Source organism: Flavobacterium sp. GNP002 (genome assembly GCF_054343795.1).
This window is the reverse complement of record NZ_JBTGUW010000001.1, coordinates 2,132,756-2,152,902: the sequence shown is the minus strand read 5'-3', so window position 1 is coordinate 2,152,902 and position 20,147 is coordinate 2,132,756. Positions and strand designations below refer to the sequence as shown.

Here is a 20,147-nt window from a genome sequence, read left to right as displayed (position 1 = left end):
CAATCTTAGCCTTTCCAAATCCGGCCGAAAGTTACTTTAAACTACTATAACCAACAAAATCCTCCCGAATCCAATCGAATCCTTCTAGACATAAAAATTAAAACTAAATATTTGCTTCGGATTTTAGGCCTCATCGACATTGGCCACTGAGTTTACCATATAATATATTGATCGTGAACAACAAATATCCTATCAAATTCTAACGAATCAAAACAAATACAAACAAATACAAACAAATGTGAGCAAATGCAAACAGATATGAGCGAATCCATTCAAATACAAATAGATATAAAATTTAAAATCAAACATTTGTAATTAAAACAAACACAGATTTTGTTTTTTGCTTAAAAAATAATTAATGACTGCTAATACAGTATATGACATTTTTCTTGCTCTTCGGGGATCGGAAAGGCAACGTAATATAACTTTAGTAAATGAATATAAAAGGAAAGAAGACACAAAATTCTCCATGTTATCCAAAACAAAGAAAAAAGAGTTTACATATTCCAAGCAAGATGCAATAGACTACCTTTTCAAAAATGTATATACTTCAAAAAAATAGTTTAAAACTTATTCCACCACTCCCCTCTTTTCAGTTTTAATATTTACCATGCGTTATCTTTAAGATCCAATCAATAGAAATTATAAAACATTATTTGATTTAAAATAGCTATTTAACAACCCTATTTATCTAGCTCGAAAACCCAAATTCAAGACATAATTCACCTTTAAAAAAAAAAAAAACCGTAGCTATAATTTTGACAAAATAAGTAATTTAAACTTCAAAATAATTTCAAAAACAGTACACTAAACAGTACACCAAACCATACATTTTTTTAAAAAATATACCTTTTAAAGGCAAAAAAGGGGGTTAAATTTAGCAGGAAAATTAATTCATAAACCTGAGGTCCCGAGTTCAAATCTCGGTCTCCCACCAAAGTAAAAAACCCTAAAATCAATGTGTTAGGTTTTTTTGTTATACTTGAATTTTTAAATATTCTTCAGACCTCAACCTTAGGAATGAAGAAAAAGATTTAGGGATTTATTTCAAATACCCTTACTATGCACACCTTTCTTCAACAAAAAGGTTAATAACTATTTATTGTAAAATACTAACAACAAATTTCTTTCTGAAGTAATTTTACAAAATGAAATTACAAAACCTTAATCTGAGAAGATTTCTAGCCTTTGTAGCTAGTGCTAAAAAAACTTTCGCTTGTTTTTCTATTCATAAAGAGTGCCACTCCATGTGATTATTATCTCCATAAAATATTTGTTTGCATTATATCAACTAAAAAAACTAAATTCATGGATTCAGATACATTTATTTTTTGCCTCGAAGCCGTTCCAGATATAGAAAATAACAACACTACAGAAGTAGTCAAAAACTTAGAGCAATTAGCCTTTGAGCAAGGCATTACAAGTATTTATAAAACATGCGATACGATTGAAGGACTAGAAGAAAGCTTACATTCATTGCTTTATGACGACCATAATTTTACCAATTATGAAATAATCTACTTAGTAATGCAAGGCGAAGGAAACAATATTTGCCTCAATGAATATTACTACAGTTTAGAAGAAATAGCCGAGCTTTTTGAAGGAAAAATGAAAGGGAAAATTTTACATTTTGCCAATGCAAAAGTGTTAGACTTGAGCCAGGAAGAAGCACAATATTTTTTAGATATTACTGGAGCACGTGCTGTTTCCGGTTATGGGGCAAAATTCAATACATTAACAAGCAGTAATCTTGATAAAGCTTTCTTTAGTTTATTTGAAGAGTTAGACGATGTTGAGGAAATTGTAGAAGAGTTACATCAAAAACACTATGCCCTTTGCAAACTCCTCGATTTTAGATTGTATTATTAAAATGAATGTTACCATTGTTGAATGTTAGTCAATAGTATAGTTAAATAAATTGCCACTAAATTCTATACTTTTGAGAACTATTTGTTTTAGTTAAAACAAGTTCAATACAATAGCTTATATTGCATTACTTATAAATTCCATTGTGATGAAAGATTTAAAAAAATACAGTACTAAAACAAAAGCCGCTTTTGTGTTACTGATTGTTATGTTTATCATCTTATTGAATAATTTCAATACACTACAAAACTCTAAAAGAACTAATGAGGATATCAATACGATCTATAATGACCGATTAGTTGTGGCTCGCTATATTTTTCAATATGCAAATGAGCTTTATTTCATAAAAGCAAACGCAGTAGCAACAAAGCTAAATGACGTCCAAAAAAACGATCTCATCATGGTGGCACTAAAAAACATTCGAAACATAGATAAACAATATCTAAAAACTGTTTTAACTCCCAAAGAAAAAATATCTTTAACTACATTTCTGGCTTCTTGTTCTGCGATTAATAAAGAGACTAAAAATAAAAACTGGAATCAAGTTAACTACTCCAGCAATCAAGCTTTACAAACATTGGAGCTGCTGTCACAAATTCAAAGTAAAGAAGGTAAATCAAAATTGACAAATTCAAATACCTTGCACAACGACAACAATCTTATGGGTCAACTTCAGATTGCTTTGCTGGTCATTTTAGGCGGCATCACCTTATATTTATTGATGTCTAAGAAAACTAAAATAAGTATCAAAATACCTGAACCTCAAAGTATGAATTAATTATAGGCTAAAATATATTTATAAGCTAAGAGAATTACATGATAACTGCTAAAGCAAACAGGAATTAAATTAATAACCTATGGTTGTTAAATAGCATTCACCTTAACTTGAAAAACCCCTAAACAAAGATTACTTAGGGGTTTGTATTATATACTAATATAAAAAACATACAAAGCTTAAGTTTCATTCAGATAAAATAGTAATTCAGTCAAAAAATCTATCACAGAAATACTTAATTAGAATAAAATAGATAAACGACATTAAGATTAAACTCTATTTAGTTTTAATTATGATAACACCACTGGAACCTTGAGCTCCATAAATAGACGCAGCAGCATCCTTTAATACACTTATACTTTTCACATTATTAGGAAAAATATAGTCAATACTTGATACGATAACTCCATCAACCACAAATAAAGGTTCAGAGATGTTGTTAATTGAGCTCACACCTCTAATAGTTATTTTATTATTCCTTGTGACAGTAACTCCTGCTAATCGCCCTCGTATTAGGTCATATATAGTATTATAAATAATTGAGCTTTTATCGTTTTTAGCATCTAATTTTTGAGATGCATTAACCTTGTACTTTTGATCCACTTCAGAATAGCCAATACTAATATCATCGCCATTTTTAGCTCGATCTTTTATCGATTTTTGCGATTCCAAAAACATGAAATTCATTACATTTTCATTATCAAATTTAGAAGACAATAAACCAAACTTATAGGAGTACACATTAATAACTGCTACTTTTTCAGGAAGTAAAACTTCAAAATCCCCTTTACTATTGGTCGTGACATTTGAATAAATAGAATCTAAATATATCCTGGCATTTGCCACTGGTTTATTCTTGTAATCCATAACCTTTCCGGTCAACTTATTTTGCGCATAACCAAAACCACCAAATACGAAGAATACAACTACCAATGTTCTAGAAATTTTCATAATGCTATAATTTATAAATATTGTTAAATGTACTAAAAAAGTAATACCAAAATATTTTCTTTACTAAAATAACTATTTAAATGAGCTTGCAAATAATTAATAATCAAGCATAATCGGAAGAAAATAAATTAAACTGTCTCTTTTATCTTTTTATTAAATTCAATTTTTTAATTTCAAATTTACTAAAGATGCAGTCAAAATAATTTAAGCTACAATTAAATTATTTAACATTTTCAACATTATAAAAATAGTTTTTAGCGCATTTTATCGGTTAAATAATGCATTTTATCGATTTTAAATTTTTTTTTGTTAAATATTTAATTTAGATTTGAGTACCTAAATTTTTTTACCATGAAAAAAACTACTTTTATCTTTCTTTTAATTTCTTTTATTTTTTTCAAATCTTACTCTCAAACAAAATCTATCACTAGTAATTCTAGTCAAATACAAGATTCCGAGTTTAAGTACAAAAGAGTACAAATTTCGAAAAATTCTCCTGAGGTTATCACAAAGTTAATGCAAACCGGTGTAGATCTTGATTGTGGTGTAGTAAATACAGAAGCATACATACAATTAGAACTTTCAGATTATGAGTTAGGCAAAATTAAATCTGCCGGATTGAAGTATAAAGTAGTAATTGAAGATCTTACAAAATTATATTCTGAAAGAGCTCAAAAAGATATGCCTCAAGCTCAAAACAATTTACTTAGAGAAAAAAGGAGCTCAAAAGGGAACAAATCATTGAGCGTAAAAAATGTTATTATTGGTAATATTGGACAACAAAATGATTGCAGTGAAATCAACTTTGTAACACCTACTAATTTTACTATTCCCGCAACTTTTGGTGGATGTCTGACTAATAACGGAATGCTCGCTGAATTAGATAAAATGCAGCAAATGTATCCAAATCTAATCTCTGTCAAAGCAAATATTTCTCCATCAAATCAATTAACACACCAAGGAAGAGCTATTTATTATGTAAAAATCTCTGATAACCCATCATTGAATGAAACAGAACCAAATGTTCTTTACACTGGTATGACACATTCAAGAGAAGTTAGCAGTATGATGAATACAATATATTATATGTGGTACTTATTGGAAAACTACAACTCAGATCCTTTTATAAAAAGTATCGTTGATAATACCGAAATGTATTTTGTTCCTGTAGCAAATCCTGATGGATTGTCTTGGAATGAAACTATTGCGCCATCCGGTGGAGGAATGCAGCGTAAAAATTTAAGACCTGGAATTTGTGATGCCGGAACTACAGCATCCAGTAACAATACTAGAGGAGTTGATTTAAATAGAAATTACGGTTATTATTATGGATTAGTTGGTTCTTCTACTGCTTTATGCGACAATACTTATAGAGGAACAGCTGCCTTTTCTGAGCCAGAAACTCAAATGATGAGAGATTTTGTTTTAACAAAAAATTTCAAAACAGCTTTAAATCATCATGCGTATTCTAATCTTCTTCCGCACCCAATAAATGGAAAATCAGGAGTTTTAACAGGGAGAGAAAATGAATTTGCTAAGTTCAGTCATGATATGACACAATACAACAGATATGTTTATGGACCAGCACCCGGAATATTATATGCTGCGAGTGGTGATGCAAGCGACTGGATGACAGGCGGAGTTAATGACGGAACAGGTTCTACGGGATCTGGAAAAAATACCTTATCAGTATCTCCAGAAAATGGAAGTTTAGCAGAAGGTGGTTTTTGGCCTAGCCCAATAAACATTACCGCTATTGCAAAAAGAGCTCTGAGAATGAATTTAATTGCAGCGTACTATGCCGGAAAATATGCAAAACTTCATGACCTTACACAAAGCAATATCACTTCCTTAAATTCTAATTTAACTTTTGGAATTGAAAGACTTGGGCAAACCACTGCAAATTACACCCTAACAGTTACACCTATATCCAGCAATATTGTTTCTATCACATCTCCAACGGTGCAAACCGGGATGACTGTATTAGAACAAAGAAATGTAACTGCTGCAATACAATTAGCTCCTGGGATTTTACCCAATCAAAAAATTGAATATAAAGTTTCATTGAGTAACGGAGATTTTATTTTATACGAAGCTAATTTTATAAAATATTACCAACCAACTGTATTATTCAGCGACAATCCAGACGCTAATTTACTGTCTAAATGGACACAAGCTGGTGGCACATGGGTAAACTCAACTAGTGCTTATTCCGGAACCAGATCGATTACTGATGCTTCGACAGTAGCTTACGCCAATAATCTAAATAAAACCCTTACTACTGCCACTACTTCAAATTTATCTGGAGCGACTAAAGTATTAGTACAGTATTATGCAAAATGGGATTTAGAAAGGAATTTTGATTTAGTTCAAATGCAAGGTTCAACAAATGGAACAAACTGGACTCCATTGTGCGGAAATTATACCAAACCAACATCAAAAACCGAAACCAATCCTCATGCCACTAAATCATCTACTAATAATTTTCAGAATACTGCAGGCGTTGGTGGTGTTTTATATGATGGAAATCAAATGGGCAAATGGGTAATGGAAGAAATTGTAATTGACGCCAGTAACAACTCTTTTTTAGTTGGTGCCACAGCTGCTAGATTCAGACTATACATGAGATCTGACAGTTCCAATAATACTGATGGTTACACAACTACCTTCGATGGTTTTTATATCGACGATTTTAAAGTCATCAAAATTTTAGACATATCTTCAACTCCTGTAGCTATTTGTAAAGACGCAACTTTATCCTTAAGCAGTAGCGGACAATTAACCGTATTGCCAACAGATATAAATAACGGCTCTAAAGATGATGTTGCCATAACTTCTATTTCGGTTTCTCCAAACACTTTCAATTGCACCCATAGAAATACTACTCAATTAGTGACTCTTACTGTGACTGATGCTGACGGACAAACTTCAAGCTGCACTGCTAGCATAACTATTAAAGATACAACTGCACCTCTAATTCCAACTTTAGCTAATGTAACGAGTCGAAATGCCGTAACGCTTACTGCTCCTACAACTACTGATGTATGTGCCGGATCAATAACAGGAACAACTGAAACAACATTCCCTATAACTGCACAGGGAACAACTGTAGTCGTTTGGACTTTTGATGATGGAAGCGGCCAAACCATAACAGCAAATCAAAATGTTATTATAGACAACTCAGCACCTACTGCTCCTACTGAATTAGTAGCTTCAGAAACCACTCAAACCACAATCAATTTGTCTTGGACAGCTTCAACTGATGATACTGCAGTAACTGGCTATGATGTGTATCAGGGAACCACTCTAAGGGCTAGTGTTACAACTACTTCTTATACAGTAACTGGATTAACAGCTTCAACGGCCTATACTTTTTCTGTAAAAGCAAAAGATGCTGCCGGAAACATTTCGACTGAAAGCACTATTAATGTTTCAACATTAGCTCCAATTGCTGATACAACTGCCCCTTCGGCTCCGGCTTCATTAGTAGCTTCAGGAACCACTCAAACCACAACCAATTTGTCTTGGACAGCTTCAGCTGATGATACTGCAGTAACTGGCTATGATGTGTATCAAGGAACTACTTTGAAGGCAAGCGTAACATCAACTTCTTATGCAGTAACTGGATTAACAGCGTCAACAGCCTACACATTTTCTATAAAAGCCAAAGATGCTGCCGGAAACATTTCAGTTTCAAGCAATGTTGTAAGCATAACAACTTCAGCGCCTATTGCTACTTATTGTGCTTCTAAAGGTAATAGTGTTACAAAAGAGAAAATTGGTAAAGTTGTTTTTGGCACAATAAACAATACTACAACTGGTGGAACAGGTTATGAGAACTTTACTGCTATCTCAACAAATACTAATAGAGGAAGTGCTTACACTATTACTATAACACCTTCTTGGGCTTCAATAAAATACAAAGAAGGATATAGTGTTTGGATTGATTACAATGGGGATGGCGATTTTGTCGATGCAGGTGAGCAAGTTTTCACGAGAGCAGCTACAACAACAACGCCAGTTACTGGAAGCATCACCATTCCTGCTACAGCAAGAATTGGAGTAACCAGAATGAGAGTTTCTATGAAATACAATGCAATTCCTACTTCATGCGAAACATTTGCATCAGGGCAAGTTGAGGATTATACGGTAAATATAACTTCTCCAACAGCTAGGACAATTGAAACCAGCAAAGAGAAAGAAATTACAAATGATATTGTAGTGTACCCTAACCCAACTACATCCATACTAAATGTAACTTCTGTTTCTGAAAATGCAACATTTAAAATTTACAATGTAATTGGGCAAACCATTATGAAAGGTAAATTATCCAATAACAACATTAACGTTTCTTCTATAAGCGAAGGCAATTACGTACTGGAAATAACTGACAAAGAAACCACTACAATAGAACGTTTTATAAAAAAATAATACTTTAATAATTTGAATCTAAAAAAAGCTATCCTAATACGATAGCTTTTTTTTTCAATAAGATGTTTCTTACTGCATGATTAATTTTCGTTTTTTGATGAAAAATTATTAAAAATCATAAAACATTGAACTTAAACGCAAATAATTGCTTTTTATCGATAAAAAGGCATTGAAATTAGAATTAAATATTTTACTTTTGACAAGTTAAATTACGCTATTCAAAGTATTAATTAGCAGTTAATTAAACCCAAATCAAAAATAAATACGTAAATGATGTTATACTTGGACATTCTATTTTTCCTAAATAAATACATCATCAAATCAATATGACTAGAACTATACTTTCCACAAAAAAAGCTTTCTTTACTTTAGCATCTTTATTTCTTGTTTTTTTAGCATATTCACAGTCCAAGACGATACATTATCAGAATTTTGATGCTAATGATGGGAGTTGGACCTCAAGCACCGTAGTTGGGAGATTTGGGTCATGGTCTCATAACGCAAACCCTATAGTGGGAGAGGGTAGTTATTGGAGCTTGAATAACTACAACAATTATGGGATTAATTATTTAACGAGATTAACGAGTCCTGTAATTTCTACTAGCGGCTTTAACAATGTTAAATTCTATATTGATATTCGTTACATCACACAAGCAGGAGTAGATGGTATGAATATAGAATACACAACTGACCCACTTGGATTATTAGGTTGGACAAGATTAGGAAGCCAAGGTCAAGGAAATAACTGGTACAACGACAATGATGTTAATGGTATAGGTAATACTGTTCATGGTTGGTCCGGAGTAAATACTGAAGTAGCACTAAGTCCATCAAAATTTGTAGAAGCTTATATATCAGGTAGTGAAGTAGCTGCATTAAATAATGCTACCTCACTGCGTTTTAGAGTCAATTTTGGATCAGACGGTAGTACTAACGATGACGGGGTAGCTATTGACAATATCATTATAAAAGGAGAACATATTACAGCACCAGCAAATCCAGTAAGAGGTCCAGGTGATATAAATGGAAATCTTAAACTGTGGCTAAAAGCTAATGTTGGGACTACCTCAACAATTGACGATAGTCCAGTAACCTCTTGGTTAGACCAAGCCTATGACAATAGTGCAAATGGTTATGGTACTTTTGCACCTAAATACAGAAATGATGCTAGTAGAAACATTAATTTTAATCCTGTTGTAGACTTTAACCGAAGTGGAAGTAACGTTTTAAAAGGAAAGGGAGGTTATTGGTCTCAAGACTATTATGTTGTCGTAAAAACAAATAGTACTGTGGATAAAACAACAAGCAATTCGCAAGAAGTGATTTCTGGAAAAACTACAGCCAATAATTTCGGACAAGATGGAACGGGATTAGGTTTTGGAAGAATCTCTGGTCGATTTAATAGTCAAAATTTAATTTCTCATACGTTTGGAAATTATTTAACCACTGATATACCGGCAAACCCAGATTTGCCAAACTCTTATGGAAGATCGTACGCTCCACCATCTCCTACCAATACAACTGGAGGTACCGTGATGATATTAAACATTAAATCGAATACATCAGTGACACCAAACCTTACTGAAATTTACTTAAATGGTAAAAGAATAGACAATCATACGGGAACAAGAGGAGCTACCGGAACAGGAACAACATTAATTCATTCTGATTTTAATAATTCTGTTTACCAATTAGGAGTTGGAAGATTTACGCTTAATGGTAATGCATTAAATACCTACCTCGATGGGAGAATAACAGAGGTAGCCAGTTATTCAACTGCCAGAACCGCGCTTGAACAACAAAAAATACAATCCTATCTTGGGATTAAGAATGGAGTAACCTTACATGCCTCTGGGAGTACAACAGTAGATAATTTAGGAGATATTAACTATATCAATTCCAATGGAGGTATTATTTGGGATGTTGCAGCTAATGCGGGTTTTAATTATGACATAGCTGGAATAGGAAGAGATGATAATACTGTACTAATACAAAAACAATCTAAAAGTGAAAATCCTAATACAGTTTTAACTATTGGACTTGGTGATATAACAAGCACTAATAACATAAATCCAAACAGTTTTACAACTGATAGAAACTATTTAGTTTGGGGTTCAAACAATGGCACAATGTCAAATTCTGGAGTCAACTTAAACATAGATTTAGGACCAACTACTATTACAACTATTACTGAAGTAGTGAATAGAAAATGGAAAGTAGTAGAAACAGGCGGGGATGTAGGTACAGTACGTGTTAATATTCCTAGCGCTTCTTTTGTAAGCGGATTACCTGCTCTTGGCGCAACAGATGCTTATGTAATGGTTGTAGCAACCAATTCAACATTTACAACTGGATTAGAAACCGTTTTTATGTCAACTTCTGGAGGGAATCAAACCTGTTTATATGATTTTGACGGAACTAAATACATTTCATTTGGTGTGGCACATAGAGCTACAAATCCATTGCATATAACACTAGACGGTGTTGACGATTATGTAAGAATTGGGGATACAAATGAACTGGGAAACACATTTAGTGTAATGACTTGGATACGTCCTAATGGAGCAAACACACTTGGAACTGAAAGAACAATTTTAGCTAAAAAAGCAAATGCTACAAGCGGTTATCAATTAGTGTTACAAACTGACAACAGAATAAGAATTGAATGGGGAGTAGGAGCAGTTATTCAAAGTGCTATAACTAACACTATTATACCAAATCTAAAATGGCACAATATCGCTATTACTTATGGTAGCAATTCTTTATCAATGTATATCGATGGCGTACTAGATAAAACTGTCACAATTTCAATTGCTCCTGCAGCTTCAGTAAGTACTTTTAGCATAGGTTCACAATATCAAAGTAAAACATCTATTATTAATCTTTTCAAAGGAGATATAGACGAACTTAGAATGTGGAACAGAGTTCTTACTCCAGTAGAAATTCAATTTATAATGAATCAAGAGATTTTACAGAATGTTTCTGGTACAAGAGGAACTATTATTCCAACAACGATTACAAAAAACGATATCAACACGTTAAACTGGAGTAATTTATTTGCTTATTATTCTATGAATTCCTACATAGGAACACATTTAGATGATGATTCAGTAAATACAAATAGAGGTAGTTTAATCATACCTGATAAAGTTTCAATCAATATTCAAACAGCTCCAATGCCATACATTAGTGATACTAATGATTTATGGCAAACTCCTTCAACATGGAAAAATGGAGCTAATCAAGACCAGCCTTATAGCTTATCAATTGTTGATAACACAACACGTATTGACTGGAATATCGTGAGAACTACCCACAATATTACTTCACCTGGGAATAAAACCGTTTTAGGGTTATTTGTTGATAGCAATACTTTGAGCGCTACTAATGACACACAAATTGAAGTTTCACATTACTTAAAACTAAATGGTAAAATTGATTTAGTAGGACGGTCACAATTAATACAAAAACTAGGTAGTGATTTAGACCCTACCAGTTCAGGTTCATTAGAAAGAGACCAACAAGGACAAGGCAATAGATTCAATTATAATTATTGGAGTTCACCTGTAGGTCCAATAACTACAATTGCTCCTTTTGCCAACAATAAGGATTACAACGTTGATGGTGTTTTAAGAGACGGGACAAATCCTATTCCAGGGACAATAACTTGGGTTGGTGGATATGATGGTGCTTTAAGCCCATTTAGTTTAGCACGCTATTGGATATACAAATTTGACAGTAATGTGAATGCAATTGATTATGCTAACTGGACTCAAATAGGAGAAACTGGTATGCTTCAAGCTGGTAAAGGATTTACATTAAAAGGAGCGGGAACTTCGGGAATACAAAACCTAACCTTTATAGGAAAACCTAACAATGGAACTATAACAAATACTGTCGGAATTGATCAATTGTTACTAGTGGGTAATCCATACCCATCAGCACTAGATGCAAAAAAATTTATTAATGATAATATTAACGTTATCGCAAACACATTTAGTACCCCATCAATAGACGGTACTTTGTATTTCTGGGAGCACTATTCCACTAATAACTCCCATAATTTAGCAGCCTATCAGGGAGGTTATGCTATCAGAAATCTATCTGGTGGACTCGCTCCAAGTTCCACTGGTGTAGATTTCATAAGTGGAGCGGGCACAACAAGCAAGTCAATTCCTAACCAATTCATTCCTGTAGGGCAAGGATTTTTTGTGATTGGTAACCTTACAACAGGCGGCACAGTAACTTTTAATAACAGCCAGAGGGATTTTATTAAAGAGGACTCGCCTAATTCACAAACAATATATCGAATTCCGGTTAGTCCAAAAACTTCCAGTCATTGGACAGACAACAGCAATGCTCCTATTGAGAAAGACACCCATAAAAAAATACGTCTAGGATTTAATGTTATTGACAAAACATACCACAGACAAGTGTTATTAGCCTTTATGGATGAAAAAGCTAATAGTGAGATGAATGATGGTTATGATGCTTTCAATATTGATGATTCTCCAAGTGATATGTATTTATTAAACGGAGAAAATGAATTAGCCATACAAGGAGAAGGCTATTTTGATGAAAATGCCTCCTTCCCTATTGGTGTTCGAACAGAGACTGCTGGAAAAGTATCGTTTGGTATTGATGCTCTAGAAAACTTCGACGAAAGCCAAAATGTTTTTATTTACGATAAAGAAACGGATACCTATAATAGCATAAAAAACAAACTTTATGAAGTAGAACTTCCTGAAGGGTATTTGACTGAACGTTTCTCATTACGCTTTAGAGATAAAACACTTGGTGTAAAAGATGTAATTTATGAGAATAGTATTCAAATAGTCTTTACTCGTTCTAATAATGTTTTGAATATTACAAATGGATCAAATGACAATACAGTAGTTAATGTGTCACTTTTCAACATTCAAGGAAAATTAATATCTAAATGGGATGTTGCGGACAAGGAACAAACCAGCATTAAAATCCCAATTCAAAACAAAACATCAGGAGTTTATATTGTAAAATTGAAAACTACTAAAGGAAATATCAATAAAAAAATTATTATCAAATAATTTAAAATAATCCAACTTAAAAAACGACTTCCCACAACCGGGAAGTCGTTTTTTTTTATACTAAAATCAGTAAAAAGAAATTTAACTAAAACTATAAATCTGGAATTAAGAAATGTTCATATTCGGGATTGTATTTTTTTGAAAAAGTAATTACTATTCAAAAAATCGAACCTGTTTTTTCTTCATAATATTCTCGTAAAATTTTAATAATAATAAAACACTAATAAACTTACATTATTTACATAAAGATGTACTTTATCGGTTTTAATTACTTTTAAACTGTTTTATAACAATAATAAATTTAAATTTATGGCATTAATAAAAAACAACCTTAAATACATTCCTCATAAAAGATAAAAAACTGAATCTTAATTAAATACAGTAATTAGATTATGGAGAAAATTACTTTAATAAGCAAAAAAATAGTTTTTACGATTAGCCTTCTTTTTACAACCGTTTTTGGAATTTCACAAACAAGTCAAATTTATAACACTTCAGGCACTTTTACAGTTCCTGCTGGAGTAACGTCAATACAAGTGGAAGCTTGGGGTGGTGGTGGTGCGGGTGGTGGTGCAACTAAAAACTCATCTGGTGGTGGTGGAGGTGCCGGTGGTGGTTATGTCAAAAACACAGCGTTTACAGTTGTGCCAGGCACCATTTACACTATTAATGTTGGAACTGGTGGACTTGGCACTACCAGCTCTGGTGGTGCTGGTGGTGCATCATGGTTTCAATCATCAACAACAATCAAAGCAGTAGGTGGAAATGGAGGTAATAGTTCTGAAAGCAACAATAACACCGCAGTTGGAGCCAGCGCAAGTACAACAGGAAATATAGGTTGGTCCACCTCCTATTCATACTACGGTGGTGCCGGAGGTAGTGGCGGTCTATCTGGAATATCTGGTGGCGGTGGCGGTTCTAGTGCCGGTACTTTAACAAACGGAAATGCTCCGATACTTTTAATTGGTGGAATCGCGCCTGTAGGTGGTGGAGCTGGAGCCATTGGAAGTGTTGCAGATGCAAATGGTGCTTCAAGCACTACTTTTGGTGCGGGAGGTGCGGGAGGACATTCTACATCCCCATCAAATCCAAGAACAGGAGGAAATGGATCAGATGGTAAAGTTATTATTACATGGAATTGCCCTACTACTTATAGTTTAAATACTACAACAATCGCTACATCAGTGTGTACCACAAATAGTGCTACAATAGCTGTCACTGCTGCTACAGCAAATTTACCGGTAGGAATTTATACCGTCACTTATGACTTATTAGGAGCCGATGTAGCCATAGGAAACACAGCAACTATGACTGTTACAACTGCTGGTGTAGGAACTTTTACAACTAATACACTTTTTAACTCTGGTGTAACTGCATTAACAATAACTAAACTGTCAAGTGGAGGAACAGCTCCCTATAATTGTAGTTCACTCATCACCATTAATAACTTAGTAAACATAACTATAAATACAACTCCAATAATTTTAAGTACGACACCTGCATCCAGAATAGGAACAGGTACAGTTGTACTTGAAGCTACTGCTTCAGTGGGATCAATTTCTTGGTTTACAGCCCTAACTGGTGGAACTAATCTAGGTACGGGATTAACCTTAACTACCCCAATTCTTACTACAACCACTACATATTATTTAGAAGTCAATAATGCTTCCTGTACTTCTTCGCCAAGAATTCCAATAATAGCAACCGTAAATACCCCAGAAATAAACATCCTTGGAAATGCGATTTCTATTATTGATGGTGACACAACACCAAGTAATACCGATTGGACAAATTTTGGCTCAATGGAAACCAGTACCGGAATCATCACAAAAACGTTCACGATTCAAAATACTGGAAATGCACCATTAACTATAGGAGCGATAACTATTTCTGGAACTAATGCAAGTGATTTCACAGTTACCACTAATCCGAGCGTATTAATTGCTTCGGGAGCTACCTCAACATTTTCTGTTAGTTTTAATCCTAACACCATAGGTATAAAAACGGCTGGAATTTCAATTGTAAACAATGACAGTAATGAAAACCCATATGATATTTCGATACAAGGAACGGGAATCCAAACCTTTTTTGATAGCGATGGAGACGGAGTTTATGACAACTTTGACATTGATGATGATAACGACAGTATCTTAGATGCCACTGAGGAATTAAATTGTAACAACGCAAATGGCCATAAAGTAGATTATAAATTTTTAAATGAAACCTTTGGTATAGGAGGAAAAACGTCAAGTTTTACTACTGCCTATAATGCAACAACAACCTATTGTTATGAAGATGGAATTGTAGGTACTAATACAACCGAATGTCCTAGTCAATCAACTTGGATACTAGACGATGGTGAATACACCGTAGTCTCTAAAATAACAGGAACAGTTGCTAGCGATCCTGAAAATATTCATGGTGATTTAGCATGGTACAATGGCGAAGATCATACAACTGGAGATACTAATGGCAGGATGGCCGTTTTTAATGCCAGTTTTACTCCCGGCACATTTTATGAAACAACCATTACCGGGGTCTTGTCAAATCTACCTATAACTTACAGCTTTTGGGTGCTAAATATCATGGCACAATCTACATTTCCAAATTCAATTTTACCCAATGTAACGGTAGAATTTTATGATTTATCAAACAATCTTCTTACGACTTTCAACACGGGTGATATTGGCAGATGTTCTGGAAACAACACTGATAATACTTGCGCTCAAGGAGTTTGGAAACAATTTACCGCTCGTGTCAACTTAGGAAATGTAAATGCGTTTACCATTCGTTTTAAAAATAATGCTCCTGGTGGTGGCGGTAATGACCTTGCCCTAGATGACATTCTAATTTCGCAAACTTTATGCGATTTAGACAATGATGGTGTTGCTGATATATTTGATTTAGATGCCGATAATGATGGTATTGAAGACGTTATTGAAGCTGGTTTAGGAAGCTTGAGTAATGCCAAAGGAAAAATTGATGTAAGTTGGGTCGATACTAATGGAAATGGGCTTCATGACAGTGGTGAATCAGTAGCAGCATTACCAGCATTAGATTCTGATGGTGATGGTATTCCGAATTATATTGATTTAGATAGCGATAACGACAGTCTTTTTGATGTTGATGAGTCTGGAGCCGGAAATACAAATGCAGTTTCAGGATATCAAAATGGCGATGGGGATATCAATGGCGATGGTGTTGGTGATGGACCGGAATCAGAAACATTTAGAAGTAAAGACATCAATGGAGACGGAATAACAGAAGGTTTTGGAGACGGAATATTAGATCTTTATGATTATGGTATCGGAGCAACATTTAATACTCAATATGGAAATTCAGGACAAGGTATTGCAACTGGAAATCCTGCCACTACATATTTAAAAGATACAGATGCAGACGGAATACCTGATTATTTAGATAGTATGTCTAATGGAAGTACATTTGATATCGCTAACACGTTATTAATCTATGATTATAAAACTTTAGATACTAATAATAATGGGATTATTGACGGCACAACTGACATTGATAAAGATGGAATCCTAGACATATTTGATACAAATACTGCCTATTTTGGTTCACCAAGAGACATCCGAGCCAAACTATATCTAGATTTTGACGGACGAAATGATTATGGACAAAGTACAGCCATTCTTGGTGGTTTAGCCAATGCATCGCTCATGGCATGGATCAATTTAAACCCTGCATTTACTTCGGAAGGAGTTATTGTAGGACAAAATAATTTTCAAATACGAATTACTGCTGCCAAAAAATTAGAAGCCGTTGTTAATGGAACATCCGTTCTTTTTAATACCTCTCTAAATGTATCACAGTGGTACAATGTTGGCGTAATATATGATGGATCAAATATTAAACTCTATTTAAATGGCGCTTTAGTGACAAGCCAAGCTAAAACAGGAAGTATTCCAGCAGATGCTTCACTGCTTACTTTAGGAAGAGATCCAAGCACAAGTACAAAATATTTCAAAGGAAAAATAGATGAAGTAAGGGTCTTTAATTTAGCTTTGACAGAGTCTCAATTACAAAGAATGGTTTACCAGGAAATTCAAGATACTGGTTCCCAAATTAGGGGTTTAATTGTTCCAAAAAATGTAGCCTCCTCTCCAGTTTCTTTGCCTTTCACTAATTTACTTAGGTATTACAGAATGGATAATTATAAAAATGATATCATTGATGACCTGACGACTCCGGCAATTGATATCATTGGAACAAAAATATACAACCATAAAAACATTCGTGTTCAACAAGCGCCAATGCCATTTTTAACAGAACGAAATGGAAGTTTTGCAACAGCGGTAAACAGCCCCACTAAAGAAATCAGAGGTGAAGATATCATGGAACAAGACTGGTCGATAATACATGTAAAACATGACATTACAGAAACGGCTAACAATATTGATTTAGGAATGCTGGTAGATACAGGAAAAAACATCATAATGAACAATGATACCAAAATACAAAATGATTGGTACTTAAAATTAGATGGGAAAATTGATTTAGTTGGGATGTCACAATTGGTGCAAACTATCGAAAGTGATTTAGACGTTACAAGCTCTGGACATATCGAAAGAGATCAAAAAGGGCAATCTAATTTATACAACTATAATTATTGGAGCTCTCCTGTAAGTCCAATAAATGCAACAACAAACAACACTAATTATACGGTTGCTGGCAGTTTGAAAGACGGAACAAATCCTCTGGCTCCAATAGCAATAAATTGGATTGGTGGCTATGACGGAGCTCCTACATTTCCTATAAGCTTGGCCAGATATTGGCTTTATAAATTTGATAATTATACTAATGATTATGCTAATTGGGTTCAAATAACTGAAAATGATCCAGTACGAGTAGGTCAAGGATTCACTTTAAAAGGAAGTGGAGGTCCATTAGGAACTCAAAACTATACTTTCATTGGAAAACCAAATAATGGATCAATAACAACAAATACTGTTGGTGATGATCAATTATTATTAACTGGAAATCCTTATCCATCTGCACTGGATGCCGAAGCTTTCATAACAGCTAATATAAATTCAAATCCCTCCACAGATGGAACATTATACTTCTGGGAACATTATGACAGTAACAACACCCATATCTTGCGCGATTATCAAGGAGGTTATGCCGTTAGAAATTTAACTGGAGGATTAGCGCCATCAGCTGCAGGCGTTGATTTTATCAGTCAGTCAGGAACTCCGTCAAGAGGTATTCCTAACCGCTATATTCCGGTTGGGCAAGGATTTTTTGTGAATGGAAAAATTGGTTTTGGAGGAACCGTTATTTTTAACAATAGCCAAAGAGGTTTTCATAAAGAAAATGACGCTTTGAACTCAAATGTAATGTACAAAACTACCTCCAGTAAAGAAAAAACATGGAATAACAATGATAATGATGTAGTAATAAATAACACTTATAAAAAAATTCGATTGGGATTTAATTCCCATAATGATCATCACAGACAGGTATTGTTAGGGTTTATGGATGAAAAAGCGACCAGCGAAATGGATCTCGGTTATGACGGTTTAAATATCGATGACTTTCCTAATGATATGTATTTTTTGAATGGGGAAAATCAACTGGTAATTCAAGGTGAAGGTTTTTTTGACCTCGATGCTTCCTACCCTATTGGTGTAAAAACCGATGCTGCTGGGAAAGTAAAATTCATGATTGACGATTTAGAAAACTTTGATGCCAACCAGCCTATTTTTCTATACGATGATGAGACTAAAGTATACCATAACATCCGAAATGAAGCTTTTGAAATCAATCTTGCAAATGGCGAATACCATTCCCGTTTTTCATTACGGTTCAAAGACAAGACATTAAGTGTTAACGATGAAACCAGTACTGATGATGTAATAAAAGTAGCCCATTCACAAAGCAAAAACACAATAATAATCAACAACAAAACAATAGACACGACTGTTCAAGAAGTGAGTTTATTCAATATTATTGGACAATCAATAACCAGTTGGAAAATTGAAAATCAAGGACAATATGACATACAACTTCCAATAAAAAAAATAAGTTCAGGAGTGTATATCCTAAAAGTAAAAACATCTAAAGGGCTTCTCAATAAAAAAATCATTATCAAATAAATGTATGTTTCCAGTAGATAATCAGATTCGATAAAGTAAATATTAATCTGAATTTTAATAATTGATTTAAATTATTATTTATATTTGAATTATAATTTTGGATTTACATCCAAAGAAAAAAAGAAAAACCATTTAAATTTATAAAAATGAAAAAGATAATAGCATGTATAGCAATCGCATTTCTGACTGTGAATCTTAGTGCGCAAGAAAGTAAAACTGCCACAAAAGAAAAAGCTAAAAAAGAATCCTGTTGTGCTAAAAAAGATTCCAAATCAAAAGCGATGAGTGCGGATGAAATAGAAAAATGTAAAGCAAAATGCAAAGCCGAAGGAAAAAAGTGTGATGCATCATCAGCAAAAGCAAACGGAAAAAAGTGTTAATCTAAAAAATATAAATTTCAATTTCCTATTAAAAACGCCTCTAGAATTAGAGGCGTTTTCTATTTTTTATAAATAACTAAGTGTTTTTTATTTGACTCTTACACTCCATTCAAAGTCCATTTCAGAAACTTGCACTCCTTTTTCATCTGTTCCAATGGACTTCATCCAAAACGTTTGTCCTTCTCCGGTAGCAATTGTTCTTTCAATTGCTTGTTCAATTAAATGACCATCAGTACAGGTAAAAGTGATTCTACCCGTTGCTTTTTTGGTAAAATTACCTTTATTGTTAGCAACAAGCATCGATATTTTCCTACCGCTTTTTTGAATTTGAAACATCACTAAAGCTCCTGTAGAAAGCTCGGCAGCCATCGCTTGCACTGCAAAATACATGGAATTAAACGGATTTTGATTAATCCAGCGGTGTTTTACTGATACCACACATTTGTTTTCATCAATCTCTTTAACACGTACACCACAGATAAATGCCGACGGTAATTTAAATAAGAGAAATTTATTAAGTTTTGACGCTGTAAGTTTCATATATAGCTAGGTTTTT

Annotated in this window: 8 protein-coding genes; 6 read left to right on the top strand and 2 right to left on the bottom strand. The window is 33.7% G+C overall.

The genetic code is table 11. The annotated features are described in order from the left end of the window. Window positions 1-1,308 precede the first annotated feature (1,308 nt). Window positions 1,309-1,869 (top strand): DUF6642 family protein, encoded by a 561-nt coding sequence (locus ACXX80_RS09385; RefSeq protein WP_458552973.1) that lies wholly within the window; start codon window positions 1,309-1,311, stop codon window positions 1,867-1,869. Between the two features lie 145 nt (window positions 1,870-2,014). After that, complete coding sequence (locus ACXX80_RS09380) at window positions 2,015-2,644, top strand: MCP four helix bundle domain-containing protein (RefSeq protein WP_458552972.1); 630 nt, start codon at window positions 2,015-2,017, stop codon at window positions 2,642-2,644. Between the two features lie 273 nt (window positions 2,645-2,917). Here ACXX80_RS09380 and ACXX80_RS09375 read toward each other — a convergent pair whose 3' ends face one another. Continuing rightward, on the bottom strand, window positions 2,918-3,592 hold the full coding sequence (locus ACXX80_RS09375; protein WP_458552971.1) for a TonB-dependent receptor plug domain-containing protein: 675 nt from the start codon (window positions 3,590-3,592) through the stop codon (window positions 2,918-2,920). 351 nt (window positions 3,593-3,943) lie between these two features. On the opposite strand from ACXX80_RS09375, the gene ACXX80_RS09370 reads away from it, so the two are divergent. The 4 genes from ACXX80_RS09370 (at window position 3,944) to ACXX80_RS09355 (ending at window position 19,591) form a co-directional block, all read left to right on the top strand. Next, window positions 3,944-8,023 (top strand): M14 family zinc carboxypeptidase, encoded by a 4,080-nt coding sequence (locus tag ACXX80_RS09370; RefSeq protein WP_458552970.1) that lies wholly within the window; start codon window positions 3,944-3,946, stop codon window positions 8,021-8,023. 326 nt (window positions 8,024-8,349) lie between these two features. Next, window positions 8,350-13,089 carry a DUF8202 domain-containing protein gene (locus ACXX80_RS09365; RefSeq protein ID WP_458552969.1) on the top strand — a complete coding sequence of 1,580 codons (4,740 nt, stop codon included), beginning with the start codon at window positions 8,350-8,352 and terminating at the stop codon, window positions 13,087-13,089. 392 nt (window positions 13,090-13,481) lie between these two features. Beyond that, entirely contained in the window at window positions 13,482-19,211 is a 5,730-nt protein-coding gene (locus tag ACXX80_RS09360) for a DUF8693 domain-containing protein (RefSeq protein WP_458552968.1), read from the top strand. Window positions 19,212-19,357: 146 nt separating this feature from the next. Next, a complete protein-coding gene (locus ACXX80_RS09355) occupies window positions 19,358-19,591 on the top strand; it encodes a hypothetical protein (RefSeq protein WP_458552967.1) in 234 nt (77 codons plus the stop codon). 87 nt (window positions 19,592-19,678) lie between these two features. On the opposite strand, the gene ACXX80_RS09350 is transcribed toward ACXX80_RS09355, so the two are convergent. Beyond that, window positions 19,679-20,131, bottom strand: coding sequence for a DUF4442 domain-containing protein (locus ACXX80_RS09350; protein WP_417981011.1), 453 nt, complete (start codon window positions 20,129-20,131; stop codon window positions 19,679-19,681). Between the last annotated feature and the right edge of the window lie 16 nt (window positions 20,132-20,147).